15 protein-coding genes and 1 tRNA gene are annotated in these 13,792 nt (G+C 47.1%); 12 read left to right on the top strand and 4 right to left on the bottom strand.

The window, feature by feature from the left end; all coding sequences use genetic code 11:
• The first annotated feature begins 136 nt into the window (after positions 1–136).
• From QT973_RS05630 to QT973_RS05575, 12 genes are all read left to right on the top strand, one after another.
• Positions 137–640 (top strand): Arm DNA-binding domain-containing protein, encoded by a 504-nt coding sequence (locus QT973_RS05630; protein WP_333057079.1) that lies wholly within the window; start codon positions 137–139, stop codon positions 638–640.
• 27 nt (positions 641–667) lie between these two features.
• Positions 668–1,372 carry a tyrosine-type recombinase/integrase gene (locus tag QT973_RS05625; RefSeq protein WP_333057077.1) on the top strand — a complete coding sequence of 235 codons (705 nt, stop codon included), beginning with the start codon at positions 668–670 and terminating at the stop codon, positions 1,370–1,372.
• A gap of 263 nt (positions 1,373–1,635) precedes the next feature.
• Positions 1,636–2,568 carry a hypothetical protein gene (locus tag QT973_RS05620; protein WP_333390842.1) on the top strand — a complete coding sequence of 311 codons (933 nt, stop codon included), beginning with the start codon at positions 1,636–1,638 and terminating at the stop codon, positions 2,566–2,568.
• Positions 2,565–3,074 carry a hypothetical protein gene (locus QT973_RS05615; RefSeq protein ID WP_333314523.1) on the top strand — a complete coding sequence of 170 codons (510 nt, stop codon included), beginning with the start codon at positions 2,565–2,567 and terminating at the stop codon, positions 3,072–3,074. The genes QT973_RS05620 and QT973_RS05615 overlap by 4 nt, the downstream gene beginning before the upstream one ends.
• On the top strand, positions 3,075–3,338 hold the full coding sequence (locus tag QT973_RS05610; RefSeq protein ID WP_333058050.1) for a hypothetical protein: 264 nt from the start codon (positions 3,075–3,077) through the stop codon (positions 3,336–3,338).
• A complete protein-coding gene (locus tag QT973_RS05605; protein ID WP_333058049.1) occupies positions 3,329–3,631 on the top strand; it encodes a hypothetical protein in 303 nt (100 codons plus the stop codon). The genes QT973_RS05610 and QT973_RS05605 overlap by 10 nt, the downstream gene beginning before the upstream one ends.
• Entirely contained in the window at positions 3,622–4,161 is a 540-nt protein-coding gene (locus tag QT973_RS05600) for a hypothetical protein (RefSeq protein ID WP_333058048.1), read from the top strand. The genes QT973_RS05605 and QT973_RS05600 overlap by 10 nt, the downstream gene beginning before the upstream one ends.
• Positions 4,161–4,463 (top strand): hypothetical protein, encoded by a 303-nt coding sequence (locus QT973_RS05595; protein ID WP_333058047.1) that lies wholly within the window; start codon positions 4,161–4,163, stop codon positions 4,461–4,463. Before QT973_RS05600 ends, QT973_RS05595 begins: the two co-directional genes overlap by 1 nt.
• A gap of 293 nt (positions 4,464–4,756) precedes the next feature.
• Positions 4,757–7,852 carry a DUF3987 domain-containing protein gene (locus QT973_RS05590; protein ID WP_333231462.1) on the top strand — a complete coding sequence of 1,032 codons (3,096 nt, stop codon included), beginning with the start codon at positions 4,757–4,759 and terminating at the stop codon, positions 7,850–7,852.
• Between the two features lie 122 nt (positions 7,853–7,974).
• Positions 7,975–8,268, top strand: coding sequence for a hypothetical protein (locus QT973_RS05585; RefSeq protein WP_333058045.1), 294 nt, complete (start codon positions 7,975–7,977; stop codon positions 8,266–8,268).
• A gap of 135 nt (positions 8,269–8,403) precedes the next feature.
• Entirely contained in the window at positions 8,404–8,697 is a 294-nt protein-coding gene (locus QT973_RS05580; protein ID WP_333058044.1) for a hypothetical protein, read from the top strand.
• Between the two features lie 32 nt (positions 8,698–8,729).
• Positions 8,730–9,008 carry a flagellar alpha dynein gene (locus tag QT973_RS05575; protein WP_333058043.1) on the top strand — a complete coding sequence of 93 codons (279 nt, stop codon included), beginning with the start codon at positions 8,730–8,732 and terminating at the stop codon, positions 9,006–9,008.
• Between the two features lie 183 nt (positions 9,009–9,191).
• Here QT973_RS05575 and QT973_RS05570 read toward each other — a convergent pair.
• The 4 genes from QT973_RS05570 to QT973_RS05555 all read right to left on the bottom strand — a co-directional run bounded on the left by QT973_RS05570 (position 9,192) and on the right by QT973_RS05555 (position 13,740).
• Positions 9,192–9,262, bottom strand: a tRNA-Gly gene (locus QT973_RS05570).
• A gap of 151 nt (positions 9,263–9,413) precedes the next feature.
• Complete coding sequence (uvrC, locus tag QT973_RS05565; protein ID WP_333058042.1) at positions 9,414–11,513, bottom strand: excinuclease ABC subunit UvrC; 2,100 nt, start codon at positions 11,511–11,513, stop codon at positions 9,414–9,416.
• 116 nt (positions 11,514–11,629) lie between these two features.
• Complete coding sequence (locus QT973_RS05560) at positions 11,630–12,382, bottom strand: amino acid ABC transporter ATP-binding protein (protein WP_333058040.1); 753 nt, start codon at positions 12,380–12,382, stop codon at positions 11,630–11,632.
• Between the two features lie 161 nt (positions 12,383–12,543).
• Complete coding sequence (locus QT973_RS05555) at positions 12,544–13,740, bottom strand: amino acid ABC transporter permease (protein WP_333058039.1); 1,197 nt, start codon at positions 13,738–13,740, stop codon at positions 12,544–12,546.
• Positions 13,741–13,792 lie beyond the last annotated feature (52 nt).

Below are 13,792 nucleotides of genomic sequence, written 5' to 3'. Positions count from 1 at the left end.
AAGGCGCTAGGGGGTAAGCGCTAAGCCCCTTATGTAGTAAGGCGTTGTGTGTTTAACAAATACTTTGTCTCTAATTTTGTCTCCAATTTGTCTCCAAAAGTAGTATCTTGGTTGCATTGAAGTTGGAGACAAAATTATGGTTGACTCTCCCGATCGGGCAAAAAAAGGATCGGTTGTTATCCAGACTCGCAGTGGCAGACTAAGGTTGCAACTACCCAGACATCTTTATGGCGGCGAACGCAAACACTTTTACCTAAATCTGGCAGATACCCCTGAAAACTGGGAACTAGCAGAAGCTAAGGCACAGTTGATTGAATCTGATATCAAGTTTGAGCGGTTTGACCCCACACTCAAAAAGTACAAGTCACAGACTCACCTGACTGTTATTGAGACGGTCAAGCCTAAGCCTGAACTGACACTGACTAAGCTGTTTGCTAAATACTTGGAATTCAAGAAACCAGCACTCAAGGCCACAACTTTTAACTACTTGGTAACAGGCATTCAAAGCTATGTTGACCGTTGCCCCTACCAGCCTCTATCAGAGGACTGCGCTTTGCAGGTACGCGCTTGGCTATTGGAGGATACGACCAACAGCATGACCAAAAGGATTTTGACTCACCTAAATGCAGCGGTTAAATAGGGAATTAAGTTCAAGATTGTCAAGAGCTTGACTGTATCCCCGTTCGAGGGGCTAGCAGCAGAATTGCCTAAACATAACTGGGAAAGCGACCCGGAACCGAACGCATTTACGGCAGAAGAAAAAGAGCTGGTATTGGAGGCTTTTAAGAATCACAGAGGGACTTGGAATGGGAGGGGAGAAACGGGGCAAAAGTTTTGTTTTTACTACCCGATGGTGCAGTTCTGGCTGCTGACTGGATGCCGTCCATCTGAAGCTGTTGGGTTGAGGTGGTCTGACATTGCTACTGACTTTTCTCACATTGTGTTCAATGGGAGTATACAGCACCCAAGCGGTAAGGAGACAAGGGTTGACGGCAGTAAAAACAATAAGCGACGTAAATTTCCTTGCAATCAAGAACTGGTTCGGTTGTTGAAAGGTATCAAGCCACAAAATCTGACTGACAAGGATAGGTTGGTATTTCCATCACCTATTAAGGGCGGGGCGATTAATTACAACAATTTCAGTAAACAGGTATGGCATAAATTGGTTGACCCGATTACTGAAAAAACCAGGCAACATGAACAGGGTTCTAAGACAACTACCCCCTACTCTTGCCGGGATACTTTTATTAGCGAACAGGTTGGCAAGGGTGTACCGAGTGCGGTTGTTGCTAAATGGTGTGATACGTCGGAAAGGGTAATTAATGCTGTGTATTTAGACGGCAAGATTTTGGAGCATTTACGCCCGCTTTGATGCTGTTAGGATGTTGATTCTAGGGGCAACTTTTGGGATATAAAACTTTACACTTTCTGTGTTGACAAGGAAGTGGAAGTCTGCAATCGTGAGTAACTAAGGAAGATTGATGCGCGGTTGACGAGCACTTGCAATGCTAGCCAAACCACGACTTCCCCAAACGTTCAGGTACAACGGTTGGAGCCGATAAATTATGACATTTTTAGACGGTTGTCTTTGCGGACGATCGCAACTCTTAATGATTGAGTTGACGGGGTTTTGCCATGACTAAACCTACCGTCAGCTACCGTCGCATTGACCAATTAAAGGCTATCGCCTATGACCGTGGCTTCACCAATGAAGACGCCAGACAGTTCGGGAAACTCAGCAAAACTGCTACGTGGGAAGCGCTGCTAGAACTGTACCTGGTTGACGGCGAACTGCTTGACACAGCGAGTGTAGACAGTGTAGACGCAGTGCTAGATATACCACTAGACACATTTCTAGGAAGTGTAGACGCAGTGTCTGAACTGCTTGACACAGCGATTGTAGACAGTGTAGACACAGCGCTAGACATACCACTAGACACAAGTGAAACAGTCGCAAGTAGTCGCAAGCAGTTCGACTGCTTGTATACCTTGACTGCACCACTAGACACATTTCTAGGAAGTGTAGACGCAGTGTCTGAACTGCTTGACACAGCGATTGTAGACAGTGTAGACACAATGCTAGACATACCACTAGACACAAGTGAAACAGTCGCAAGTAGTCGCAAGCAGTTCGACTGCTTGTATACCTTGACTGCACCACTAGACACATTTCTAGGAAGTGTAGACGCAGTGTCTGAACTGCTTGACACAGCGATTGTAGACAGTGTAGACGCAGTGCTAGACATACCACTAGACACAAGTGAAACAGTCGCAAGTAGTCGCAAGCAGTTCGACTGCTTGTATACCTTGACTGCACCACTAGACACAGTTCTAGAAAGTGTAGACACCCTAGATTGGACTAACGACGGTTCGTTCCCTGTGTGCGGTTTCACCCGCCAGACTTCCACCAGCTTTTTAGACTGGGTTGACCTTGGGCAACTCATCGCACTCGCACTCGCATCGGCGGGACTGCTTGTGCTGGCAATGTCTATGTGGCGACAAATCAATCCCCTGAACTTATTTCCCTCTCCTGTTCGCATCAACATTCAAATTGGGACAAAAATATGAGCTTACAACTGCGACTGTTTGGTGGTAATTCTGATGCTGGAAAACTCACTGCCAGCAACGACGGCGGACACGCAATCGACAAATCAAAAGTTTTGGCAAGCACTGACACAAGCGTTATCACACCGCTAAATCCTGGTAATTTTTCCAGCATCCGTAGTGTGCCAGTTGTGCCAGCACCGCGCTACTTTACCAAGGAAGAAGCGGACGCAATGAAGGATTTAGCCAAAGACCAAACAGACGGTGCAAAACAGTCTAAACGCGCCTATGAAGCACTGGCAAAAGTTGAAGAAGCCGATGCTAAAGTTCACCGGCATCACCGCAAATATGAGGGTGCTGTGGCTGATAATGAACTGGGTAAAAAACGCTCAGACACTCGACTGGCTAAGCACTTGCACAGCTTGCGTCCCGGATATGCCCGACTGGGTTTAGGAATTGATAAGGCTGACAGCGATGCCCGTACTCGGATTGATGAAATTAAAGCCAAACTCACGGGAGGGACTAACTAAATGAAAGCGATGTATCTGGCAAATTACTTCGTTGCCGGATGCGTCGCTTTCTCCCTTTTAGGGTGGATAGCGAGTCTGCATCCAATGGCGATGAAAGCCGTCTCATTCTTGTTAGCAGCGATTGCGATTGCGTGGGGTTTGAGCTGGTTGCTCGATTACTCTCTGAGTAAGTTGCTTAAGATTTCAGTGGCTGACTTACAGGCTGTTTTAATTGGTGGTTTAGCGATGTTGCTGATTGGTTTGGGGGTGTTTCTATGCAGCTAAACGTAGATGGAAAACTGTATCTGCTAGTTGACAAACAAGAATTGCTGAAAATTTTTGTAGCTCAAAAAAAGGAAGAGAGCGCAGAAGAGTTTGTACGAGCTAAACGCAAAAAAGAGTTAGACCTGTTGGTCAATACTGACCCGACAGACCTCTTTTATGAGTTTGAAACTTGGTGCTGGAATCTAATCTGGGAAGCCGTTGACAAGGGTGAGGGGATAGACTGGGACGCTGCATCTGAGGAAATTGACAGACACTTAGACGAATTGATTGAAGGAGGTAAACCGTGCAGCTAAAACTGTTCGTTTTGAGTGCGTCCTCTGTTGTCCTCTGGCTGACTCCACTAGCAGCACTAGACAAAAAGCTAGACACTCACAAAGCACTGCAAGGTGTCAGTTTGTGTGCTGCAATTGCTTGTGCAGTTTCCGCTGGAAATATCGCCCGTCAACTAGCAGACGAGGGAGAAATTGAGGAATTGAAACTGAGAGCAATTAAGGCAGATGTAGAGGACGAAATCAGTGCCAGCGTCTACGTTTCACAGCAACAAAGACAGCAGGAAGTAGAACTTATCCTGACTTCCCCTGGCGTTGACGTGGAAGCCAGCCGTCAAGCGCTGGAAGCTATATACAGCAGTGACTTACAGGAAACAACTTCCCCTTACAACTCTCCTGATTACCCTATATACTTGGAAGTTTGTAAGTCGAGGGAAGCGGGTAAGTCTGTGACTTGGATTGTTGAGAATGTCCTCAAAATGGGAGGACGTAAATTCTCAGAAGGCAAGGTCAAGTTGCAAAATTTGCTCAATCAGTTTGAGGGGGAAAAGTAATGACTAAACAGCCAAACATCCCAACAACAGCAGCCCTAAGATTGACTGGTACTAAGTCAGAAATAGAGTTAGTCCTGGCTGTTCTGCGAGGCAAGGACTTCTTCTGGAAAACTAACGGCAAGTTTTACCCGCAACGGGGGGAGGACAGTCAGTACGCTTACTACCTCAACGACTTGCAATTGCCTCAGCTAGGGGTAGCAGTGCCGACAACACCAACACCGGGGGAACCACAACCTCGGCCGTGGGATGCTGTTTTGGGTGGTCAGGGCACGGCAAAATCCGTCCGAGATTTCGGACAATAGTCCCTCTGACTTGGCGGCGCTGAAAGCCTTGTTCTGACTCACTCGTCTAATGCTTTTACCTTTAAACCCGACGAGTGAGTTTTGGTACGTTTTCGGTACGTTTTTTTTACGTTTCCGGTTTGTGTCAAGGCGCAAGACTCCTATAATGAGAATGCGCGCTTGTCCGAAGTGAAGTCAACCTGGCTCTGCGGCTGAGAAAAAGGGATTAAGGGAAGCGCTTATGCCTACAGGTGAGAGAGATGCCGTCGGATAGCAACAGTAACCTGGGGCCAGTATTTCCCTAATCCTCTAATGTGCAATCGGGGTTAGGCGACACGAGCGCGTCGCCAACCTTGTTAGTTGCTCAAAAAATCAACAAATACACACAGCAAAAAACCGTCCCTCTCTTGTTTTGGCGACTCGAAAGAACGGCTTTTGCATCTATCCACATTCAACTCGCTGTGGGCGAGCTAAATTTCGTGTACAACAATTCTACTCCGATCGGCGGTCAAGTTACAAGTGTTCGCGGAAATCTTATCAGCAGCAGCAAGTCTAATCCTTGCCCGGTCTGTGGACGTACCAAAGACCGCGACTGCCGTATTAGCCACGACGGGAAGATGGTTCTTTGCCATCAAAACTTCGACCACACCAAAACTCAGCAGCCTGACCTGTGGCACTTTGACGGCACAAGTTCTGATAGCCGCTGCGGTGTGTACGTTCTTAAAGAAAAAACTACCAAAGATATCCGACCCAAAGGTATTCGCTACTGGGACTATCCCGATCGCAATGGTTCCCCTTTGGCACGTGTAGAACGGGTTGATGACGGTGAGGGTAACAAGAAAATTAAGCAGCAACGCTGGGATAAAGATAAAAAACAATGGCTGTACGGGCTAGGTACAGATAAGGATTTAAACAAGGTTGCCCGTGCCAATATCCCGGTTTACCGCTATGCCGAAATCAGAAAGGCGATCGCAAACAACGAAACGATTTACCTTGTGGAGGGTGAACCTTGCGCTGACTTACTGTGGAAGCTTGGGCTAGCTGCGACTACCAATATCGGCGGGGGCGGTAAATTCACACTTACCGACTCCTTAGACTTGCAAGGTGCAAAGCTGATTGTCATAGTCCCTGACCGGGACAAAAAGGGAATCGAACACGCAGAGAAAGTTGCCGAACACTTCCCTGATGCTTTGTGGCTTTACCCATTCCCAGAGAGTAAAGCTTGGGAAAATTTGCCAGAGAAGGGCGGGCTCGATATTTTCGACTGGATTACGCACGAGAAACTTTCGGTCAGCGACATAACAGCGGCGATCGGAGAGAAGAAAGTTTTTGAAGTTCCCCGGCAAGCGCAAAAAGTTGTCAGTCATCCAAAGTTTGAAGTCCCCAACCTTTCCGAACTAGCGGTCAAAATTGACGAACTGCTTGACTCCGATTTAAAAAGGTCGCAGCTTCAAATCAAAATCTCAGAGCTGGCTCAGACTTATCGGCTGGCTCCGGCTGATGTCTGGAAAATTTACCGCGACAGTGAACAAGAGTTAGAGCAAGAGGTCAACAGGGAAGATTTGGCCGCAGAGGTTACACGGCTCCTGGACTCAAAAAAATCTCAGATAAATATTGCTGAAATCATCCCTGTGGGTTTAGCGGCGCCAATCGAAAAACTGGCAAAAATGCTGAACCTAAAACCGGAGTGTTATCTCACAACTCTGCTGACCCAAATTTCCAGCCTCTTTAAAGTTGGGAGCGAAATCAAACTCCGCAATGACACAAACTACCGCGTCACTCCTAATTATTTTGCTGGCATTGTTGCTGAATCCTCCCAGAAAAAATCTCCCATCATGCGGGAAATTATTGATCGCCCGATGCAGCCATTGCGGGAACAGGCAAGGAAGGAATTTGAAAAAGCACAAGAAGCTTACGAGAGGGAATTAGCAAGTTGGAGAGCGGCAAAAGGAGAGGATAAAGGTGTTGCCCCAAAACCACCACGCCAAAAACTTTACTCTTTCTCGAAGACCACAGGAGAGGGGATTCTCTATCAAGTAGCTGAGCATCCCGATCAGGCGCTGATGTATCGGTGCGATGAACTGGCGGGGCTGTTTAAGTCTGCAAACCAGTATCGGGGTGGCAAAGGTTCCGACGATGAAGATTTACTCGAATTTTGGAACGGCACAGGCAGCACAGTTCTAAGAGCGTCGGGAGTTAAAGCCGACCTAGACGGGTTGTTACTGTCAGTGTTCGGGACAATTCAGCCCGACGTGCTCGCAAGCTTACTCAAAGATTGCAGCGACTCTAACGGAAAGTTTGCTCGGTTCGATTTTGTGATTCAACCGCTGGCTGCATCGAAATTATCCCTAGAGGACAGCGGAAGCTTTGATCTAACTCCAATACTTAGCAGTCTTTACCAAAAGATTGATGCACTGCCAGCACTAAAACTAGAGCTAGAACCCGACGCCAAACGCTACTTTACAGAGTTTTACAACAAGGCAGAGGATAAGCGGGTTGCAGAACCTATGCAAGGTAAACGGGCGATGATTGGCAAGGCGCCGGAAAAAGTGGGAAAGCTTGCCGGAGTCCTTCACACACTCAACTGTATTTTTAACGACCAACCCGTCACGCCCCGCATCCCAAAAAGTATTGTGCGAGCAGCAGTTAAATTTGTGGTTTTCACCGCAAACCAGATTGACGTGCTCTACACAGAATTCTCCGATCGAACTGCACTGGCCCCTAATTTAGTAAAAATTCTCGCTCTGGCAGAAGCCAAGGGTGGGACAGTTTCTGCACGGGATGTCACCCTAGCTTTCAATGCCAAACATCGACCTAGCAAGCAGCAAATTCAAGAATGGTTTGCAGAGTTGGTCGAGATGAAGTATGGGGAGACTACAACAAAAGGTCAAAGAATTTCATTTACCCTGTGTCCACAGTCCACAGTGTCCACAGTAGCGTCAAACCATGACGCAGAAAGCGATACACGTGTCCACACTTCCCTATTCACGGTGTCCACAGTGTCCACACTTAAAGAGGCAGATAACGACAAAAGTGTGGACAAGTGTGGGCTCACTGTGGACACCAGTGTCCACACATTTAAACCCTTACTAGACAACACTTTGAGTGCAAGTGTGGACACTGTGGACACAAAATCGGCATCTTTAGAAAACTCAGAAACATTAATGATGAGCTGTACTACAGAAACCGCTAAATCTACAGCAACCTCTGCCAAGAAGCCTAGAACTTTTGAGATAGGCGATCGGGTTGTGGTCAAGGATGTCGGCGGTCTCTATCAAGGAGCACGAGGCGAGGTCGTGGACAATATCTACAGCAGCCGTGGTAGCACTAGCTACTTGGTCAGGTTCGATAAGCCTGTCAGAAACGTTCGGCAATTCGAGTTTGAACCTTCTGACCTGATGAAGCTTTAAGTCTGGTTTGAGCCAAAAACCGCTGCTAGTAGGCTTTATGTCTACTAGCCTTGTAGACAAAATGTTGACAGTGTAGACAGACATCATTTATTGTAGACAAATACTGTATACAGGTGTCTACAATGAGTCAAAGTCAAGTCGTATCGTTCAGGGCTTCCGGTCACTTTCTGAACTGGATAGAAGCTCAGAGACTAGAGGGTGAGTCAGTAAGTCAAGCTGCACAACGCATTCTCAAGGAAGTCTCAGGCACGTCTACAGCGGTGGCTACAGAGAGTGACACAAGCCTCGTGTCTACAGTGACCGCCAAAAGTGTAGACCTACTGATATCCGATCGCATTGCCCCACTAATTCAACGAATAACTGTCATTGAAGAACGTCTGGAACAACTCGGTGCTAACCAACTAGACGACTACTAGACAGGTGCTAGCATCTAACTAGACAATCACTAGACGACTACTAGACAGGTGCTAGCATCTAACTAGACAATCACTAGACAATGACTAGACAAGGTGCTAGTATCTAACTAGACAATCACTAGACAGGTACTAGACATGACAGACAGATGCCAGCTTAACTTGAGATTGGACGGCCGCCGAGACTTGCTCGAAACCATTAAAGATGTCGCAGCCGCAGAGGGTTTGAGCGTCAATGCTTGGGTAGTGCGAACTTTAGAGCAAGCGGCCAACCAAGCAATAGCGGCGCCGCTAACCCAACCTCAAACACAAGTGTCCGAAATTTCGGACATCGAACCAGTGCTAGACAAACTGCTAGACAATAAACTAGACACTCTGCTAGCGGCTAAGTTAGCAGGGATTGAAGAACGCTTGGGAAAATTGAGTGCCTGAGTGACGGCAACGATGAATCACTCAGGCAGGAATTGAAAGCGGCCAACAAGCAGCTTGCAGAATGGGATAAAGAACTGAATCAGTTACACGAGCGCAACGGCGATTTAGGGCTGAAGGTTCAGATGTTGGAGCAAGAGCTCAAGGAAGTGCAGCGCGATCGAGAAGCAAATAAAAACTTGGCTCCGACCGTCGCAGATTTTCCAGAGCCAGCCGACTTGCTCAACCAGTTGAGAGCGCAGCGCGAAAGGTCGAAGGCTGACATGGATGATATGAAGGCAGTTTTGGACATATTGGCACACACAGGGACTTGATTGTCTCCAAAATTGTCTCCAAAATTGTCTCCAATTTGTCTCCAATTTGTCTCCAAACAGCCCGTCTTTGTCTCCAAATTGTCTCCAAATTGTCTCCAAAACGCCTTGTGCAACCATAGAGGCTAAGCCCTAGAAACGCCAAAACCCTTGATTTCTCAAGGGTTCTAGGTTTTTATAGACGCAAGCGGGCAGCGGGAATCGAACCCGCATAGTTAGCTTGGAAGGCTAAAGTTTTACCACTAAACTATGCCCGCGCACAGAAACTAAACATACCACAAGTCTCTGGGGATTGCAATAGGCCTGTGCAAAATTTTTGAATACCTCCCTCACAGTGGCTGAATCGGGACTTGCTGCCCGATCGCCCCCTCAACCCAAAAATCCCCGTCTCCGATGCTGGGTAAGGCTTTACGGATGGAAATAATCGTAAACTTGCTGCGCCAGACGCGGCCCAATCCCAGAAACTTCTGCCAACTGTTCGGGAGTCGCTAAACGGAGATAGTCGATCGACCGAAAATGTGCCAACAATTGTTTTTGTCGGTGGTGTCCCAATCCGGGAATTTCATCAAGGCGCGATCGCTTCATTCTCTCGCTTCTGCGATCGCGGTGAAAACTCACAGCAAACCTGTGCGCCTCATCCCGCACCCGGCGCAATAATTGTACCCCCGGCTGCTCAGAATTAGTTGGCAGCGGCAAAGATTCCCCCGGCAAAAATATCTCCTCTCGCTGCTTTGCCAAACTGACAACGCGCAACTCTTCTAGCAAATTCATCTCCCGCAAAACAGCCACAACTGCTGACAGTTGACCTTTGCCGCCATCTATCATAATTAAGTCGGGTTTGTCCGAGATAGTACGAGAAACGGAGGATAAATTGCTGATTTTTTTCGATTTTCCTAAATCGCTAAATTCTTCTTCCTTATTCGTTCTATCCGTTATAAAATCCGTTGCCGAACTTTCTTCTTCCTTCAATCCTCGGAATCGGCGACCGATAACTTCTGCTAAACTAGCAAAATCATCAGAATGACCCGATTTAATTTCAGGATTTTTAATTTTGTAATGGCGGTAGTGTTGATTGGCGGGCAAACCGTCAATAAATACCACGCGGGAAGCTACGGCGTCAGAACCTTGAATGTGAGAAATATCGTAACCTTCAATGCGGCGAGGAACTTCTGGCAAATCGAGAATTTCTGCTAAATCTTCCATTGCTTGAGAATTGCGATCGCTCAATCTTTGCATTCTCGCCAATTCATACTCAGCATTGCGTTCCACCATCTCAATCAACTCAGCCTTAGTTTGCCGCTGCGGAGTCAAAATGGTAACTTTTCGCCCCTTACGGTTGCTCAACCAATCTGCTAATATTTCCGCTTCTGGCAATTCATACTGCACAGAAATTTCGCTGGGAATTTCTACGGATTCAACATTTTGATAGTGTTCTTCCAACACCCGCTGTAAAATCGCTCCGGCCTCTACCCCCCCTCGTTCCCCCCCTTGCCAAGGGGGGGAGGAAAGAGAAAGTTCAGATAACTCTTGCCCATCTTTTACAAGAGATTGAGATAACTCTTGCCCCCCCGCTTGTAGGGGCGGTGCCCCCGTACCCGCCCTGGGTTGGGAGGGTATTTCCGCCATAAATCCCAATCTTCCGACCAGTTGACCGGCGCGAATTTGGAACAATTGGACGCAAGCGTGCTGGGTGTCGGCCGCAAGTGCGATCGCATCTCTGGAAACCGTATCGTCGGGCAAAGACACTTTTTGACCCGCACTCAAAGACTGCAAACCCTTAATTTGATCGCGAATGCGCGCCGCCGTTTCAAAGTTTAAATCTTCGGCAGCTTGTTCCATTTGCGGCGCTAACAAGTCGAGCAATTCCTGAGTTCTTCCCTGGAAAATCATCGCTACTTTTTGGATTATTTTCCGGTATTCTTCAGGCGAAGTTAACCCTTGACAAACGCCAACGCAGCGCCCGATGTCGTAGTTCAAACAAGGACGGTCTTTAAATAGCGGTTGAGGGCGCTGCCGCAGGGGGAAAATTCGCTTAATTAAATGCAGCGTACTCCTCAGTGCCCCTGTATCGACGTAGGGGCCGTAGTAGCGGTCTTTTGCACTACCGGCGCGGCGTTTGCGGGTGATAAAAATGCGCGGGTATTCCTCCGACCAAGTGATGCACAAATAAGGATATTTTTTATCATCTTTGAGGAGTACATTAAAGTAAGGTTGGTGCTGTTTTACGAGGTTTGCTTCTAATGCTAAAGCTTCCGCTTCTGTATCGGTGGCGATGAATTCTATTTCGCGCACTTGCTGCACCATCATCGCGATGCGGGGACTGAGATTTTGGCTTTCGCGGAAGTAGGAACGGACGCGGTTTCGGAGTTTTTTGGATTTGCCGATGTAAAGGATGCGATCGCTCTCGTCTCGCATTAAATATACACCAGGAACCGCCGGGATTTCTTTGAGGCGACTTTCTAGGCGTTCCGAGTCTTTAACTAACGGCAGAGTTTTTGTGGATGGCATTGCAAGCTATCTCAGCAAAATAGAGACTGATTGTACACTCTTTTATTTTACCTTAATTATGTCTATTTTGACGGCTGCGACCGTCGCCAAACCCACCGACTACACTTGAAAATCTGTTACAGTATCTGAGATAAAAACTTGCGGGTGCGTTCTTCCTTCGGGTTCTGAAAAAACTCTTCTGGTTGGGCTTCTTCCACTAAAACACCGCCATCCATCAATACAATGCGATCGGCAACTTCGCGCGCAAACCCAACTTCGTGAGTCACCACCACCATTGTAATTCCTGTTTGAGCCAAATTTCGCATTACATCTAAAACTTCCCGCACCATCTCCGGGTCTAATGCTGATGTCGGTTCATCAAACAGCATGATTTTAGGCTGCATTGCTAGAGAACGTGCAATAGCGACCCGCTGCTGCTGTCCTCCAGACAACTGTCCGGGATATTTTTTTGCTTGTTCCAAAATGCCCACTCTTTCTAAGAGTTGCATTGCCACTTCTTCGGCTTTTTTCTTTGGCCAGCGGCGCACCCATACTGGCGCTAGCATGACATTTTCCAAGACTGATAAGTGGGGAAATAGGTTGAATTGCTGAAACACCATTCCTACTTCGCGGCGGATTGTCTCGATGTTGCGTAAGTCGTGGGAAAGTTCGATTCCGTCGATCGTAATTTTACCTTGTTGGTATTCTTCTAAGGCGTTGAATGTGCGAATAAACGTCGATTTTCCCGAACCAGATGGCCCCATCACCACAACCACTTCACCTCGGTTTACGGTCATGCTGACGCCTCGCAGTACGTGAAATTGTCCGTACCATTTGTGGACGTTTTCTGCTACGATTACCTGTTCTGGGGTTGTGGGTTTAGTTTGCATAGTTTGTCCTTTAAATAATGACGGATAATTATTGCCTGATGACTGTTGACTACTTCAGCGGAGGGGGGTTTATATATATTTGGGTTGGGAGGGGGCGGGTTTATATATATTTGGGTTGGGAGTTATATTTTGTTGGTGAACCCGCCCCTACAGACTGCGGACTAATGACTTTTTTCTAAAGTTCGTTCTATTTTGCGGCTTGCTAGGGAGATTGAGTAGCAAAATATCCAATAAATGATGCCGACGAATATGTAAACTTCGGCGTATCTGCCGATATAGGATGGATTTGCTAAAACTGCGCGGGATATTCCGATTAATTCTAACATTCCGAATAGAGATAGCAGGGAAGTATCCATAAATAATCCGATGAATTGACCGCCGATCGCCGGAATGACTATTCGCAGTGCTTGAGGCAGTACAATGAGAATTGTGAGTAGGGGTGTATTGAGTCCGATCGACCTAGCTGCTTCTATTTGTCCCCTGGGCACGGCCTGCAAGCCACCGCGCACGTTTTCCGCCAAGTATGCCGCACTAAATAAGGTTAATCCAGCAATGGCTCTAATTACTCTATCTAATTTCGGATATTCGGGCGGCAAGAAGAGTTGCAGCATCACTTGACCTAAAAACAAAATGCCAATTAAGGGTAAACCGCGAATAATTTCAATATATAATGTTGATAACAGTCTCACAACGGGCAAAGAACTTTGTCTGCCGAGTGCTAGCAATACTCCCAAAGGAAAGGAAAGCACAATACTAATAACTGCTAAAAAGAGCGTCAGCACTAAACCGCCCCAATCATTTGTTGACACTTCTGTCAAACCCAACCCGCCTTTAATTAGCCACAAAATTATGGGGAAGGAAAGAGCCCACATTGCAGGTATCCAACTCATTATTTTAGGGTTAATTTGTCTCCCCGTCCAATAGCTAGCAGCCGCTACAATAATATTGGCTAGCAGGTAAAAACGAGATGTTAAGTCGATCGGCGAAATGACAGCACCCACAACTGCAGCACCAAGTATAATTAGTAAAGGCGGATTCCAAAGACGTTCTTGCCGCTGAATGTTTCCCCAAGTTAATCCTCCCAACAAGGCAATTATGGCCGTTACTATCCACAGCCGCCAGTACGATTCGCGGGGAAATCTTCCTGCGAAAAATAGTGGCAAGTTGGCTTCTAATACGCGCCATTGAGCTTTTGTTGTTGCCCAAACGATAATTCCTTTAATAGTTTGGAAGGCGATAATTAGGCAAACTACTGTCAGAATGCTGTTGTACCAGGTACTAAATAAATTTTTGCGCGCCCAATTCCAAGGGGTAGGCGATTCGGTGGCTGGGGGCGGTAATATGGGGAGAGTTTCCATCTAGCGGTTTTCAATCCTATATTTTATTAACCCGCGTAGGCGGGTTTTGTTT

The organism is Microcoleus sp. Z1_A1 (assembly GCF_036700305.1).
Taxonomy (GTDB): domain Bacteria; phylum Cyanobacteriota; class Cyanobacteriia; order Cyanobacteriales; family Microcoleaceae; genus Microcoleus.
Note: the sequence above shows the minus strand (reverse complement) of the source record. Positions and strands in the feature narration are given on the sequence as shown.

Bases quoted from the DNA above. Each gene is read 5' to 3' on its own strand.
- QT973_RS05580 (WP_333058044.1), top strand. From the start codon at position 8,404: ATGACAGACAGATGCCAGCTTAACTTGAGATTGGACGGCCGCCGAGAC.
- QT973_RS05615 (WP_333314523.1), top strand. From the start codon at position 2,565: ATGAGCTTACAACTGCGACTGTTTGGTGGTAATTCTGATGCTGGAAAA.
- QT973_RS05560 (WP_333058040.1), bottom strand. From the start codon at position 12,382: ATGCAAACTAAACCCACAACCCCAGAACAGGTAATCGTAGCAGAAAAC.
- QT973_RS05630 (WP_333057079.1), top strand. From the start codon at position 137: ATGGTTGACTCTCCCGATCGGGCAAAAAAAGGATCGGTTGTTATCCAG.
- uvrC (WP_333058042.1), bottom strand. From the start codon at position 11,513: ATGCCATCCACAAAAACTCTGCCGTTAGTTAAAGACTCGGAACGCCTA.
- QT973_RS05585 (WP_333058045.1), top strand. From the start codon at position 7,975: ATGAGTCAAAGTCAAGTCGTATCGTTCAGGGCTTCCGGTCACTTTCTG.
- QT973_RS05555 (WP_333058039.1), bottom strand. From the start codon at position 13,740: ATGGAAACTCTCCCCATATTACCGCCCCCAGCCACCGAATCGCCTACC.
- QT973_RS05610 (WP_333058050.1), top strand. From the start codon at position 3,075: ATGAAAGCGATGTATCTGGCAAATTACTTCGTTGCCGGATGCGTCGCT.
- QT973_RS05605 (WP_333058049.1), top strand. From the start codon at position 3,329: ATGCAGCTAAACGTAGATGGAAAACTGTATCTGCTAGTTGACAAACAA.
- QT973_RS05620 (WP_333390842.1), top strand. From the start codon at position 1,636: ATGACTAAACCTACCGTCAGCTACCGTCGCATTGACCAATTAAAGGCT.
- QT973_RS05595 (WP_333058047.1), top strand. From the start codon at position 4,161: ATGACTAAACAGCCAAACATCCCAACAACAGCAGCCCTAAGATTGACT.